This window comes from Allobosea sp. Root483D1 (assembly GCF_001429505.1).
Classification (GTDB): Bacteria; Pseudomonadota; Alphaproteobacteria; order Rhizobiales; family Beijerinckiaceae; genus Allobosea.
On record NZ_LMJW01000001.1, the window covers coordinates 1,149,982 to 1,164,741 of the forward strand.

Here is a 14,760-nt window from a genome sequence, read left to right on the forward strand (position 1 = left end):
CGTTGCAGAGGCAAGAGGCGAGAAGGGCTCAACCGATCGCAAGCCGAGTTGCGCCTGACGCGCCCGGTGCTAGCTTCGCGCAATGCGTCGACCCGTCATCGCGTCGATGCCTGCTGCGGCCAGAATTCGGTCGCCCGCCCTTTCGGAGACCGAGCCATGCGCCATCTCGTCCGTCTCGCCCTCCTGCTCGGCCTGACTGTCGCCGCCGGACCCGCTTTCGCCCAGAAGGCCTATGTCCGGCCCGATCTCGCCAGCGACGGCCAGCGCCTCGAGGAACGGCTGAAGCGCGAGATCTCGGTCGGCCAGCGCCCCTTCGCCACCTTGCTGCGCGACGGCAGCGCCGCCCTCAACCGTGGCGACGCCCGCGCCGCTTTGCCGCTCGCCACCGCCGCCGCGGTCGCCGACCCCGCCAATCCCGGCGGCTGGCGCCTGATGGCGCAAGCAGCGAGCGGCATCGAGCCGCGCGATTATCGCGAGCGTTATGATTTGCGCGAGCGCGCGATCAGCGCCGCCTATCTCGCCTATCAGCGCTCGTCCTCGCGGCCTGACGAGGCTTCCTCGCTCGGCGTGCTCGCCCGCGTCTTCGAGAAGCACGAGCTCTGGCGCCCGGCGCTGACGACCTATCGGCTCAGCCTCGATCTCGCCGACAACGCGTCACTACGCACCGATTACGAAGCGCTGCGGGCCCAGCGCGGCTTCCGCCTGACCGGAAACAAGACCGATTCGGACGCGGCGAGCCCGCGCGCTTGCTTCCAGTTCTCCGAACCCCTGGCGCGCGGCGTCGTCGATTTCGCACCCTACGTCGCCATCACCGGCAAGGGCGATTTCGCCGTCAGCGGCGAGGATCGCCAGCTCTGCGTCGACGGCCTGCGCCATGGCGAGCGCTATGGCTTCGTCATCCGCCAGGGCGTGCCTTCGGCCATCCCCGATGAGAAGCTGCTGAAATCGGCCGACTACGAGGTCTATGTCCGCGACCGCGCACCTTCGGTGCGCTTCACCGGCAAGAACTACGTGCTGCCGCGCACCGGCCAGCAGGGCGTGCCGGTCGTCTCGGTCAATGCCGACAGCCTCGACCTCGAAGTGATGCGCATCGGCGACCGCAACCTGATCGGCTCGGTCCATTCCGACGACTTCCTCAGCCAGCTCGGTGGTTACAATGCCAACCAGATCGCCTCGGACAAGGGTTCGAGCGTCTGGAAGGGCACGATGGCGGTCAAGTCCGAGCTCAACAAGGACGTCACCACCGCTTTCCCGGTGCTCGAAGCCGTCGGCCGGCTCCAGCCCGGCGTCTATGTGATGTTCGCCAAGCCGACCGGCACCAAGACAGCCAGCACCTCGGACAGCGATGGCGACTATGACTACGACGGCACGACCCGGGCGACGCAGTGGTTCGTCGTCTCCGACCTCGGGCTGACCTCGTTTTCGGGACCGGACGGCGTGCACGTGCTGGTGCGTTCGCTCGCCGACGCCTCGCCCGTCGCCAATGCCGAATTGCGCCTGATCGCCCGCAACAACGAGGTGCTGGCGACCGTCCGCTCCGACGGCAACGGCTATGCCCGCTTCGACGCCGCCCTCGCCAAGGGCCAGGGCGGCAATGCGCCCGGCCTCGTCACCGCCAGTGTCGCCGAGGATTACGGCTTCCTCGACCTGAAGCAGACTGCATTCGACCTGTCGGATCGCGGCGTGAAGGGCCGCGTCGCCCCGGCCGGACTCGACGCCTTCCTCTATACCGAGCGCGGCGTCTACCGTTCCGGCGAGACTGTCTACCTGACGACGCTGCTGCGCGACGCCAAGGGTGCCGCCGTCTCCGGCCTGCCGCTGACGCTGGTCGTCAGGCGCCCGGACGGCGTCGAGTATCGCCGCCGCCAGGTCGAGGACCAGGGCGCCGGCGGGCGGGCCCACTCCATTCCGCTGATCTCCGGCGCCCAGACCGGCACCTGGCGCGTCCAAGCCTATTCCGACCCGAAGGGCTCTGCGATCGGCGAAATCTCCTTCCTGGTCGAGGATTATGTCCCCGAGCGGCTGGAGCTGACGCTCACCCCGAAGAAGCCGGTTCTGCAGGCCGGCGAACCAGCCGAGATCGACGTCAACGCCCGCTATCTCTATGGCGCGCCCGGCTCCGATCTCGACGTCACCGGCTCGATGACCGTGCGCTCGGCCGCGCAGACCGCGATTCCCGGCTTTTCCGGCTACGAGGTCGGCCTGACCGACGAGGCCTTCGAGCCGCAGCAGGCCGAATTCGAGGATGCCGCCAAGACCGGCGCCGACGGCAAGGTCACCATCGCCAACCCGGTCGCCCAGCCCGAGACCAACCGCCCGCTCGAAGTCGAATTGACGGTGCGCGTCGGCGAGCCCGGCGGGCGCGCCATCGCCCGCTCCGTCACCATGCCGATCGTGCCCAAGGGTGCCGCCATCGGCCTGCGCAAGGCTTTCAAGGACGGCGAGCTCGGCAACGGCCAGACCGCGACCTTCGACGTGATCATGGCTCAGGGCGACGGTCGCCGTATTGCCCGCCAGGGCCTGAAATGGACGCTGTCCAAGGTCACCCGCAACTATCAGTGGTTCTATCAGGACGGCCGCTGGAACTATGAGGGCGTGAAGACGACGCGCCGCGTCGCCGATGGCGAGGTCGCCGTTGCCGAGGCCGCGCCGGCCCGCATCGCCGCTCCCGTGCAATGGGGCAATTACCGGCTCGACGTCAGCGCCGACGGCGCCGAGGCGACCGAGACCAGCGTCTCTTTCAATGTCGGCTACGAGACCGACAAGACCGCCGACCAGCCCGACGTGCTCGACGTCGCCTTGGACAAGCCGTCCTATGCCAATGGCGAGAGCATGCAGGTGCGCCTGACGCCGCGCTTCGCCGGCAAGGCGACGCTGGCGGTGATGAGCGACCGCGTCGCCGAGATCCGAACAGTCGATGTCCCCGCGGCTGGCACCACCGTGACCATCCCGGCCAAATCCGACTGGGGCGCCAGCGCCTATCTCGTCGTGCTCGCCCATCGCCCGATGGACCAACAGGCGCAGCGCATGCCCGGCCGCGCCATCGGTCTCGCCTGGTTCAGCGTCGGCAAGGAAGAGCGCAACCTCGCCATCGATCTCGGCGCGCCCAATCTGGTGCGCCCGCTCTCGACGCTGTCGCTCCCGGTCAAGGTGGCGGGCGCCAAGGCCGGCGAGGAAGCCTTCATCACCGTCGCGGCGGTCGACATCGGCATCCTCAACCTCACCCGCTTCGAGAGCCCCGATCCAACCAAATACTTCTTCGGCCAGCGCCAGCTCGGTCATGAACTGCGCGATCTCTACGGCTATCTGATCGACGGCATGCAGGGCGTGCGCGGCGCGATCCGCTCCGGCGGCGACGCCGCTCCGCAGCTCAATGGCGAGGCGCCGACGCAGGAGCCGCTGGCGCGCTATTCCGGCGTGGTCAAGCTCGGCCCGGACGGCACCGCAAAGGTCGATTTCGAGATGCCGGCCTTCAACGGCTCGGTCCGCGTCATGGCCGTGGCCTGGTCAGCCGGCCGCACCGGCCAGGCCAGCGCCGATGTCTTCGTGCGCGACCAGATCGTGGCGCAGGCGACGCTGCCGCGCTTCCTGGCGCTCGGCGACCAGTCGCGCTTCCACCTGCAGATCGACAATGTCGAGGGGCCGGCCGGCTCCTATCTCGTCGATCTCGACGTCAAGGGCCCGGTCATCGTCGCCGCCGACGCGACCCGGCGCAGCATGACCATGGCTGCCGGCGCCAAGAGCTCGCTGACGATTCCGGTGACCGCAGCCGGGCTCGGCCGCGCCTCCTTCGACGTCAAGGTCACCGGCCCGGGTGGCATCGGCACGGTGCAGAACCTTGCCGTACGCGTGCAGCCCTCGACCCAGACGATCGCGCGCCGGATCGTCCGCCCGATCCCGGGCGGCGGCTCGCTCACCGTCTCCGCCGATCTGATGGCCGATCTCGTGCCGGATTCCGGCGCGGTCTCTGTCTCGGTCTCGCCGGTCGCGGCACTGGACGTCGCGGCCGTGCTGAAGGCGCTCGACCGCTATCCCTATGGCTGCACCGAGCAGACGATCAGCCGGGCGCTGCCGCTGCTGGTGGTCAACCGGCTCGCGACCATGGAAAGCCTTGCACTGGACGGCAATGCCGATGAGCGCGTCAACGCCGCGATCGAGCGCGTGCTCGCCCGCCAGGGCAACAATGGCTCCTTCGGCCTCTGGGGCGTCGGCGGCGAGGATCTCTGGCTCGACGCCTTCGTCACCGACTTCCTGACCCGCGCCCGCGAACGCCAGTTCGCCGTGCCGCAGACGGCGTTCAACATGGCGCTCGACCGGCTGCGCAACCAGGTCGTCAACACCAGCGAGATCAACAAGGAGGAAGCGGCCGGCGTCGCCTATGCGCTCTATGTGCTCGCCCGCAATGGTCGGCCGGTGATGGGCGACCTGCGCTATCTCGCCGACAACAAGCTCGCCGATTTCAGCTCACCGCTCGCCCGCGCCCAGATCGGCGCGGCACTCTCGCTGCTCGGCGACCGCACCCGTGGCCGCGCGGCTTTCAGCAGCGCGCTGGGAACGCTGCAGCAAGCCAACGATGACGGCCTGTCGCGCCCAGACTACGGCTCGCGGCTGCGCGACGGCGCCGGCATCCTCACTTTGATCGCCGAGAGCAATGGCGAGCGCGCCGATCTCTCCCGCGCCGCCGATGTCGTCCAGAACGCGCGCCAGAACGCGCGCTACACCTCGACGCAGGAGAACATGTGGATGGCGATGGCCGCGGCGGCGATGGCCAAGGATGCCGAGGGTCTGTCGCTGACCGTCGACGGCACCGAGCGCAAGGGCGCCCTCTACCGCACCGTCCCGCAGGCGGCGCTCGAAGCGAAGCCGCTCGTCATCGGCAATCCCGGCACCGCCTCGGCCAATGCGGTGATCACCGTCTCCGGCATCCCGTCAACGCCGGAGCCGGCGCTGAACCAGGGTTTTGGGCTGGAACGCACCCTCTTCACCATGAAGGGCGAGCGCGTCGATCCCGCGCGCCTGCGCCAGAACGAGCGCTATGTCGTCGCCCTCAAGGTGACCGAGCCGACAGCGCGCTATGGCCGCCTGCTGCTGGTCGATCCCGTTCCGGCCGGCTTGGAGATCGAGAACGCCAAGCTGACCGAAGGCGCCTCGGTCGAGGGTCTCAACTGGCTGAAGCAGGAGGTCTCGCCGGTTCATACCGAGGCGCGCGACGATCGCTTCGTTGCGGCCTTCGAGCGCAGCGGCGGCAAGAACGATCAGCTGAGCTATACGGTGGCCTACATCGCCCGGGCCGTCTCGCCCGGCCGCTATGTCGCTCCCGCGGCGGTGATCGAGGACATGTACCGACCGGATCGCTTCGGCCGGACAGGCTTCGGCACGATCGAGATCACCTCGGCGAGGTGACAGCGATGCCAGGCTCTTACAGCGCAAGCGACGCGCCTCTCTCCCCCCTCGTGGGGGAGAGATGGAGAGGGGGGTAGCCAGCCGTGCGGCCGGGAATGGTACAGGGCGATGATCCCGCTCACCCAGTCACCCCTCTCCCAAACCCTCCCGCACAAGGGGGGAGGGCTCCCGCGCTTGTCGGGAAATGGGCCGTGCGCGGCATAATCGCAGCGGCGCTCACTGCAGCCGCCACCGCCGCCTCCCTCTACTGGTACGCTTCCACCCTGCCCCCGCTCGACCTCGCCGCCGCTCGTGACCGCTCGACCGTGGTGCTCGACCGCGAGGGCAAGCTGCTGCGCCCCTTCGTCACCGCCGATGGGCGCTGGAAGCTGCCGGTCGGCGCCGATGACGTCGATCCGCGCTACCTGTCCATGCTCAAGGCCTTCGAGGACAAGCGCTTCGACGACCATGCCGGCATCGACCCGCTCGGCATCTTGCGGGCAGCGGGGCAGATGCTGGGCAATGGCCGCATCGTCTCGGGCGGCTCGACGCTGACCATGCAGGTCGCCCGGCTGCTCGAGCCGCGCCAGGAGCGCTCGCTCTCGGCCAAGCTCAGGCAGGCGGTGCGCGCCGTCGAACTCGAACGACGCTTCAGCAAGACCGAGATTCTCGATCTCTACCTCACCCTCGCCCCGTTCGGCGGAAATCTCGAGGGCGTCCGCGCCGCGAGCTTCGCCTATTTCGGCAAGGAGCCAAAGCGGCTCTCGACCGCCGAGGCGGCGCTGCTGGTCGCCCTGCCGCAATCGCCCGAGACGCGCCGGCCCGACCGTTTCCCGGAAGCGGCCCGCAAGGCCCGCGAGCGTGTGCTCGCCCGGGTCGAGGCAGCTGGCTTGGCGACCCCTGACGAGGTCGCCGCAGCACGCGAGGAGCCGGTACCGACGGCGCGCAAGCCCTTCCCCAATCTTGCTCCGCACACCGCCGAGCAAGTCGTCGCCGAGGCTCCCGAACAGCGCAGTCAGCGCCTCACCATCGACGCACGCTGGCAGGCGACCCTGGAGCAGCTCGCCCGCGAACGCGCCATTGGCCAAGGGCCGCAACTCTCGATCGCCATCCTCGTCGCCGACAACGAGACCGGCGAGATCCGCGCCTCGATCGGCGGCGTCGATTACTTCGATGCCGGGCGCGCCGGCTCGCTCGATTTGACGCAGGCGCTGCGCTCGCCCGGCTCGGCGCTGAAGCCCTTCATCTACGCCCTCGCCTTCGACAATGGCATCGCCCACCCCGAGACCATGCTGGAGGACCGGCCGACCCGCTATGGCCTCTACGTGCCCGAGAACTTTGATCTCGGCTTCCAGGGCATGGTCAGTGCCCGCAAGGCGCTGCAGCTCTCGCTCAACCTGCCGGCGGTCGAGTTGCTCTCGGCGCTCGGCCCGCAGCGCTTCCTGTCGCGATTGAAGGATACTGGCGCAGCCATCGCCATGCCGAGGGATGGCGGCGCGCCCGGCCTCGCCATTGGCCTGGGCGGCCTCGGCATCACGCTCTCCGACCTGACCCGGCTTTATGTCGGGCTCGCCCGTGGCGGCGAGGTCGTGCCGCTGCACGTCAAGCCGGCGAGCGGCGCAGCCGAAACGCCGCTGCGCCTCGTCGAACCGGTCGCCGCCTGGTATGTCGCCGATACCCTGCTCGGCGCGCCGCCGCCGCTCAACGCCCCGCCTGGCAGGATCGCCTACAAGACCGGCACCTCCTACGGCTATCGCGATGCCTGGGCCGTCGGCTTCGACCGCAAGCATACGATCGGCGTCTGGGTCGGACGGCCCGACAATGGCGCGGTGCCAGGCCTCGTCGGCCGGGTGGTCGCGGCGCCGATCCTGTTCGACGCCTTCGCCCGCATCGGCCTCGATCCGCGCCCCTTCGTGCAGCCGCCGGGCACGATCGCCGCCAGCAGCGCAACGCTGCCGCCGCCGCTCCGGCATTTGCGCCAGGACGTGCCGAAGACGGTCGCCGCTCTGGCTACGCCGGGGCTGAAGCTCGCCTTCCCACCCGAAGGCGCCAGAATCGATCTCGCCGCCTCAACAGTCGATGGTACGGCGCAACTCAACCTCAAGGTTTCCGGCGGCGTCGCGCCCTTCACCTGGCTGATCGACGGCGCGCCGGTGATGGCGGCAGTGAAGCGCCGCGAGGCCACCTGGCAGCCGCCCGGCAAGGGCTTCATGCGGATTTCGGTGATCGACGCCGCCGGGGCCAGCGAGAGCGTCTCGGTCAGGCTGCAATAGCTCGCAAGATCACTCGATCTTGACGCCGCTCGCCTTGATGATCGGCGCCCAACGTTCGATCTCGGCGGCGACGAAGCTGCGCAAACCAGCCGGCTCCTGCAACTCCGCCGACGGGATTTCGGCCCCGAGCTCGTTGAGCTTGGCCTTCACCGTTGCGTCGGCGAGCGCCGCCTTCAGCGCCTGGTTCAGCTTCGCCAATGCCGGCGCCGGCGTATCCTTCGGCGCGAACATCGCGTTCCAGACCTCGACCTTGAAGCCGGGGACGCCGGCTTCCGTGCTGGTCGGCACATCCGGCAGCGCAGTCGCCCGGTTCACCGAGGCGACAGCAAGCGTCTTGATCGTGCCGGCGCGGTGCTGCGGCGCGACGTTGACCGCCTGGTCGCAGAGATAGTCGACCTGGCCGGCGACGAGATCGTTCATGGCCGGGCCGGTGCCGCGATAGGGCACGCCGTTCGGCTTGACCCCGACGACGGTGTTGAACAGCAGGCAGGTGGTATGGCTGACCGAGCCGACGCCGGCATGGGCGTTGCTCGCCGCTTTCTCGTTCGCCTTCACCCAGGTTACGAACTCCGACAGCGTACCGCTCGGATGGGTCTTGCGCACGGTCAGGAAGATCGGATTGGTGTTGACCAGTCCAACGGGAGCGAAATCCTCGACCGGCCGGTATTTCAGGTTCGGATTGAGCGAAACAGCGGCGGCATGCGTACCGGTATGGCCGATCAGGATGACATGACCGTCGGCGGGCGAGGCCATCAGGCGCTGCCCCGCGAGCGTGCCGGCTGCGCCCACCGCATTCTCGATGATCACGGGGTGGCCGAGCGTGCGGCCCATATGCTCGCCGACCAGGCGCCCGACGACGTCGGTCGGCCCGCCCGCCGCGAACGGGATCAGCATGGTGACCGGCTTGCTCGGGAAATTCTGCGCCTGCGCGGTCGAAGCGGCGGCTGCCATGCCAGCGGCGCACGCCGCTACCTTGAGCCAGAAACCAGCGCCAATCCTCATGCCGTTCCTCCCGTTCAGATCACGAGCGGCCGCCTGAGTTCTTGCTCATTGGGCGCCGCCGCCCGGACGGTTAGCCTCGGGCGGCGGCGAAAGCGAATAGAGGTTTCCGCTAAAGGCTATCCGGATATCCTCTACCCGGACGGCCACTTATTCCGCCGGCTGCGGATGCGCCTCCGCCGGAGCGTGGCGCGAGCCGTGCTTGGTCCGCGCCATGTAGCTGTAGGCCACCGGCACGACATAGAGCGTGAGCAGCGTGCCGAAGGTCATGCCGCCGACGATCACCCAGCCGATCTGCGAGCGGCTCTCGGCACCGGCGCCTTCCGCCAGTGCCAGCGGCACCGCCCCCAGCACCATCGCGCCCGTGGTCATCAGGATCGGCCGCAGGCGCAGTTCGGCTGCTTCGACCAGGGCATCGATCATCTCCTTGCCCTCCTCGCGCAGCTGGTTGGTGAATTCGAGGATCAGGATGCCGTGCTTGGTGATCAGGCCGACGAGGGTGATCAGGCCGATCTGGCTGTAGACGTTGAGCGTGCCGCCGGAGAAGTAGAGCGCAGCCAAGGCGCCGGTGAGCGAGAGCGGCACCGAGACCATGATCACGATCGGATCGACGAAGCTCTCGAACTGCGCCGCCAGCACCAGGTAGATGAAGCCGAGCGCCAGCAGAAAGACGAGCAGGATCGAGGAGCCCGACTGTTTGAACTCACGGCTCTGGCCGGAATAATCGGTCTGGAACGAGGCGGGCAGCACCTTGGCCGACGCCTGCTCGAGCACGTTGAGGGCATCGCCGAGCGAATAGCCTGCCCCCGGCACGGCGGTGATCGTCGCCGAGCGCAGCTGGTTGAAGCGGATCAGCTCCTTCGGCGCGACGTTCTCCTCGATCTGGACGAGGCTGGAGAGCTGCACGGCCTGGCCACCGCGGCCCATCAGATAGATCGACTGCAGCGCCTGCGGCGTGCTGCGCTCGGACCCGGCAACCTGCAGCATGACGTCATACTGCTCGCCGTTCATGTTGAAGCGCGTGACCTGGCGGCCACCGAGCAGCGTCTCCATGGTACGGCCGATGACGTCGACGCCGACACCGAGATCGGAGGCGCGCTGGCGATCGATCGAGACCTTGATCTGCGGCTTGTCGAGGATGAGGTTGGTCTCGATATTGGTCAGGGCCGGATTGCCCTGGACCTCGGCGATCAGCTTGTCGACGTTCTCCTTGATGGTGACGTAAGGCTCCGACGAGCGCAGCACGAACTCGACCGGCTTGCTGTTGGCGCCGCCCTGGCCGAGCGAAGGCGGGTTGGTCGCGAACAGGCGGATGCCGGGGATCTGCGACAGGCCCTTGTTGATCTCGGCGACGAGGTCCTGCTGTTTGCGATGACGCTCTTCCCAGGGCTTCAGGCGTGCAAAGGCGATCGCCCGCGTCACATCGGGGAAGCCGACGATGACGAGATAGGTCTCGACCTCCTGGATCTTGCTGAAATAGTCCTCGACCCGCCGGGCATAGTCGGCGGTGAAGGCCATGGTGGCGCCTTCCGGCGCCACGCCGATCGCGGTGATCGTGCCGCGGTCCTCGACGGGCGCCAGCTCGGAGCGCAGATTGGTGAAGAAGAAATAGCTGCCGCCGGCGACCAGCAGCGCCAGCAGCACGACCACCGGCCGGACCGACAGCGCAAAGCGCAACGAGCGACGATAGCCGCTGGAAAGCGCTTCGAAGAAGCGCTCCAGGATGTTGTAGAGCCAGTTGTGCTTGTCGTGGTGCTTCAGCAGCTTGGCGCACATCATCGGCGTCAGCGTCAGCGCGACGAAGCCGGAGACCAGCACCGCGCCGGCGAGCGTCAGCGCAAACTCGACGAAGAGCTTGCCGGTACGGCCGGTCGAGAAGGCCATCGGTGCATAGACCGCGACCAGCGTCAGCGTCATCGCGACGACCGCGAAGGCGATCTCGTTGATGCCCTTGATCGCGGCCTTGTTCGGCTCCATCCCGTCCTCGATGTGACGGTGGATGTTCTCGAGCACCACGATCGCGTCGTCGACCACAAGGCCGATGGCGAGCACCATCGAGAGCAGGGTCAGCGTGTTGACCGTGAAGCCGAGCATATACATCAGCGCGAAGGCGCCGATCAGCGAGACCGGGATCGTCACGAGCGGAATCAGCGTCGCCCTGAGCGAGCGCAGGAACAGGAAGATGATCAGGACGACGAGGACGACCGCCTCGCCGATCGTGGTGTAGACCGCCTTGATCGAGCGATCGATGAAGATCGAGGTGTCGTAGGAGGTCGCGATCGCCATGCCGTCGGGCAGATCCTCACGGATGCTCGGCAGCGCTGCGACCACGCCGGACGAGACATCCAGCGGGTTGGCCGTCGCCTGCTTGACGATGCCGATCGTCACCGAGGGATCGCCCCGGAACCAGGCGGCGTTGCGCTCCTCGCGGGCGCCGAGCTCGACCTTGGCGATATCGCGCAGCTTCACCGGGAAGCCGTTGGCGTCCTTGACCGTGATCTCGCGGAACTGTTCGGGCGTGTTCAGGCTGGTCTGCGAGAGCACCGTGAATTCGCGGCTGTCGCTCTCGATCCGGCCGGAGGGGATCTCGACGTTCTGCGCCCGCAGCGCCGCCTCGATCTCCTGGACGGTGATGTTGTAGGCGGCAAGCCGGGCGCGATCGAGCCAGATGCGCATGGCGTATTGCCGCTGGCCGAGAATGCGGACCTCGGCGACGCCGGTGATGTTCTGGACGCGGTCGGCAATGAAGCGGTCGGCGAAGTCGGTCAGCTCCAGCGGCGAGTGCCGCGAGCTGGTCAGCGACAGGTACATCACCGGCTGGGCGTCGGCCTCGACCTTGGCGATGATCGGCTCGTCAATCTCGTCCGGCATGCGGCCGCGCACGCGGCTGACACGGTCGCGCACATCCGAAGCGGCGACGTCGGGGTCGACGTCCGGCCGGAAGCGCACCGAGATCTGGCTGCGCTCCTGGCGGCTGGTCGAGTTGATGATCTCGATGCCCTCGATGCCGGCGATCGAGTTCTCGAGGATCTGCGTGACCTGCGTCTCGATGATCTCGGCGCTGGCGCCGCGATAGACCGTCTGCACCGAGACGATCGGCTCGTCGATGTTCGGGTATTCGCGCACCGTCAGGCGTGTATAGGAGACAAAGCCGATCAGGACGACGAGCAGGCTGAGGACGGTCGAGAGGACCGGCCGGCGGACGAAGAGCTCGAACAGGCTCATTGCTGCGCGATACCTGGCTGCACGGCGCCCGGCAGCGAGCTGGTCTGGACCGCGGCCTTCTCCTTGATGGCAACAGTCGAGCCCTCACGCAGGCGCATCTGCCCGGCGGTGACGATCTGCATGCCGGCTTTGAGGCCCTTGACCACCTCGACCTTGCCGGTCAGGCGCTTGCCGAGTTCGACCGGCACGCGCTTGGCCTTGCCGTTCTCGATGATGAACACCGTCTTGCCGAGCCCGTCCGGCACGATGGCGGTCTCGGGAACGATCAGGGCGTCGTCGCGCTTGTCGACCACGATGGTGATGCGCGCGAACAGGCCGGGCTTCAGCACGAGATCGGCATTGGGTACCTTGGCCCGCAGGCGCACCGCCCGGCCGTTGACGTCGACCACCGGATCGATCGCGAAGATCTCGCCGGTGAAGGGCCGGTCGGGTACGGCATCGACCTTGAGCTGGACCGACTGACCGACCTTGAGTCGGGTCAGGAATATCTCCGGCACCCGGAAGTCGACCTTGATCGGGTCGATATTGGTGAGGGCGACCAGCGGCTTTCCGACCGAGATATAATCGCCGACACCGACCGAGCGCAGCCCGACCACGCCGGTGAACGGCGCCTTGATCGTCGCCTGAGCGAGCTTCGACTGGACCAGCTGGACACGAGCCTCCTGCGAGGCGAGCTGGGCAGTCGCCTGTTCCAGCGCCACCTGGGTGCCGGCGCCGCGCTGCACCAGCGAGCGGTTGCGGTCGTAAGTGTCGCGCGCCAGGGAGAGATCAGCCTGGGCCTGCTTGAGCTCGGCGTCGAGGATCGCGGTGTCGAGCTTGACCAGATCCTGGTCCTTGCTGACGCGCTCGCCTTCCCGGAAGCCGAGCGCCACGACCCGGCCGGCGATCTCGGAGGCGATGATGATGGATTCGTCGGCCGCCAGCGTGCCGAGCGCCTCGACCTCTTCGGCGACCGTGGCGAGTTCGATCGTCCCAACCTCGACCGGAATCGCGGGGTTCTGCGCGCTGGCGACGCCCTTCGCCTGCGCCTGCTGATTGGTCGGCTTATAGTGGTAGCGGTAGCCATAGTACCCGCCGCCCGCCAGCCCGGCGATCAGGATAAGGAGGAGAAAACGCTTCATCAGGCTGGACGCTCCGGTAAGACGGACATATTCTAGACTGGACGGTCTAGTTTGATAAGCACCCTTTAGGGGCGGAAGCATGACGGAATGATCAATGCACGGACGCGGTAGCGCCCCGGCTGCAGAAGCAAGACAGATGCCGGCCGAAAAATCACGGCCCGATAAACATGACGCGATCACCCGGGCCGCTTCGGAGACGTTCCTGGCCGAGGGCTTCGACCGCGCCAGCCTGGACCAGATCGCCCAGCGCGCCTGCGTCTCCAAGCAGACGATCTACAGCCACTTCGCCGACAAGCAGGCGCTGTTCCTGGCGATCTGCAGCGAACTCACTGAAAAATTGACGATTCCGCTGCGCCAGCCGGCGAGCGAAACCGGCGATCTGCGCGCTATCCTGATGCGTCTCGGCGAAGACGCCATGGCGATGATGCTGCATCCGGCCTCGCTCGATCTGCATCGCCTGATCGTCGGCGCGTCCGCTCGCTTTCCCGAATTGGGACAGGCCGCCTACGATGCCGGAGCGGGGCGCATGATCACGGATCTTTCCGCCTTGCTCGCGCAGCGTTCACGATCGGGTGATGGCCTGTCGCGGCCGCTCTCGCGTGGGGAGGCCGACAGGCTCGCCGAGCAGTTCATCGGCATGCTGCGTGGCTTCCATCAGGTACGCGGCCTGCTCGGCGTCGCTCCAGTGCCGCCCGCCGAGGTCCACTCCTATGTCGGAGCCTGCGTCGATCTCCTCCTGCGCGCAGGCTGACGCTCCTGCCGGAACCCGGTCGCCGGCCACATCATAGTTGACAGTCGATGACGCTTTTTGGCCTGTGCCCGCCGGAAGGCGGTTTTGTCACGGCGCTGTCATCTGCCCCCGATACCGCATCGTCCCGCAATCGCGGGAGAGTGTTGATGCTGCGTATCGAGGGTCTGACCAAGCGTTTCGGTGGCAAGGCCGCCGTCGACAACGTCACCCTGTCGATTCCGCGCGGCGAGATGGTCGGCATCATCGGCCGCTCGGGCGCCGGCAAGTCGACGCTGCTGCGCATGCTGAACCGCCTCGCCGATGCGAGCGAAGGCCGCATCCTCAGCGAGGAGCGTGACGTCACCGCCCTGCGCGGCGCGGCGCTCCGGGCCTGGCGACGCGACACGGCGATGATCTTCCAGCAGTTCAACCTGGTCGGCCGCCTGGACGTGCTGACCAATGTCCTGCTCGGCCGCCTCAACCATCGCTCCGCCGCGCTGACCCTGGTCAAGAGCTTCTCCCAGGACGACAAGGTCCGTGCCATCGCGGCACTCGAGCGGCTCGATATGGGCCATCTGCTCGCCCAGCGCGCCGAGACCCTCTCCGGCGGTCAGCAGCAGCGCGTCGCCATCGCCCGCGCCCTGGTGCAGGAGCCGAAGATCATTCTCGCCGACGAGCCGATCGCCTCGCTCGACCCGCGCAACACGCAGGTCGTCATGGATGCGCTCTACCGCATCAACCGCGAGGACGGCATCACCGTCATCTCGAACCTGCACCATCTCGATATCGCTGCGAAATATTGCGACCGGCTGATCGGCATGGCCGCAGGCAAGGTCGTGTTCGACGGCCCGCCGCACGCGCTGACCGCTGAAATCGCCAACGAACTCTACGGCATCGAAGCCAAGGATGCCGGTGCCGAAGCCCTGCATGCGCTCGACGCCATCGCCACCGAGGAAGCCCAGCGCGCCAAGCAGACCGCCGCCTGAGCCCGCCTTACGCCTGACCTTTTACCGCCAATCGTCTTTCAAAG

General features: G+C 67.6%; 7 protein-coding genes. 4 read left to right on the forward strand and 3 right to left on the reverse strand.

Going from position 1 to position 14,760, the window contains the following annotated elements; genetic code table 11:
* Positions 1-156 precede the first annotated feature (156 nt).
* Entirely contained in the window at positions 157-5,403 is a 5,247-nt protein-coding gene (locus ASE66_RS05315; RefSeq protein WP_057188481.1) for an alpha-2-macroglobulin family protein, read from the forward strand.
* 95 nt (positions 5,404-5,498) lie between these two features.
* On the forward strand, positions 5,499-7,655 hold the full coding sequence (gene pbpC / locus ASE66_RS05320; RefSeq protein WP_156412009.1) for a penicillin-binding protein 1C: 2,157 nt from the start codon (positions 5,499-5,501) through the stop codon (positions 7,653-7,655).
* Between the two features lie 9 nt (positions 7,656-7,664).
* Here pbpC and ASE66_RS05325 read toward each other — a convergent pair whose 3' ends face one another.
* The 3 genes from ASE66_RS05325 to ASE66_RS05335 form a co-directional block, all read right to left on the reverse strand.
* Positions 7,665-8,606: a tripartite tricarboxylate transporter substrate-binding protein gene (locus ASE66_RS05325; RefSeq protein ID WP_244494795.1), complete on the reverse strand. Its 942-nt coding sequence runs from the start codon at positions 8,604-8,606 to the stop codon at positions 7,665-7,667.
* 198 nt (positions 8,607-8,804) lie between these two features.
* On the reverse strand, positions 8,805-11,879 hold the full coding sequence (locus tag ASE66_RS05330; RefSeq protein WP_057188484.1) for an efflux RND transporter permease subunit: 3,075 nt from the start codon (positions 11,877-11,879) through the stop codon (positions 8,805-8,807).
* Positions 11,876-13,000 carry an efflux RND transporter periplasmic adaptor subunit gene (locus ASE66_RS05335; RefSeq protein ID WP_057188485.1) on the reverse strand — a complete coding sequence of 375 codons (1,125 nt, stop codon included), beginning with the start codon at positions 12,998-13,000 and terminating at the stop codon, positions 11,876-11,878. The genes ASE66_RS05330 and ASE66_RS05335 overlap by 4 nt, the downstream gene beginning before the upstream one ends.
* 136 nt (positions 13,001-13,136) lie before the next feature.
* Here ASE66_RS05335 and ASE66_RS05340 point away from each other — a divergent pair, with 136 nt between their 5' ends.
* Positions 13,137-13,751: a TetR/AcrR family transcriptional regulator gene (locus ASE66_RS05340; RefSeq protein ID WP_057188486.1), complete on the forward strand. Its 615-nt coding sequence runs from the start codon at positions 13,137-13,139 to the stop codon at positions 13,749-13,751.
* Between the two features lie 146 nt (positions 13,752-13,897).
* Positions 13,898-14,716 carry a phosphonate ABC transporter ATP-binding protein gene (gene phnC, locus ASE66_RS05345; protein WP_057188487.1) on the forward strand — a complete coding sequence of 273 codons (819 nt, stop codon included), beginning with the start codon at positions 13,898-13,900 and terminating at the stop codon, positions 14,714-14,716.
* The last annotated feature ends 44 nt before the right edge of the window (positions 14,717-14,760 follow it).

Bases quoted from the DNA above. Each gene is read 5' to 3' on its own strand.
- ASE66_RS05315 (WP_057188481.1), top strand. From the start codon at position 157: ATGCGCCATCTCGTCCGTCTCGCCCTCCTGCTCGGCCTGACTGTCGCC.
- pbpC (WP_156412009.1), top strand. From the start codon at position 5,499: ATGGTACAGGGCGATGATCCCGCTCACCCAGTCACCCCTCTCCCAAAC.
- ASE66_RS05325 (WP_244494795.1), bottom strand. From the start codon at position 8,606: ATGGCAGCCGCCGCTTCGACCGCGCAGGCGCAGAATTTCCCGAGCAAG.
- ASE66_RS05330 (WP_057188484.1), bottom strand. From the start codon at position 11,879: ATGAGCCTGTTCGAGCTCTTCGTCCGCCGGCCGGTCCTCTCGACCGTC.
- ASE66_RS05335 (WP_057188485.1), bottom strand. From the start codon at position 13,000: ATGAAGCGTTTTCTCCTCCTTATCCTGATCGCCGGGCTGGCGGGCGGC.
- ASE66_RS05340 (WP_057188486.1), top strand. From the start codon at position 13,137: ATGCCGGCCGAAAAATCACGGCCCGATAAACATGACGCGATCACCCGG.
- phnC (WP_057188487.1), top strand. From the start codon at position 13,898: ATGCTGCGTATCGAGGGTCTGACCAAGCGTTTCGGTGGCAAGGCCGCC.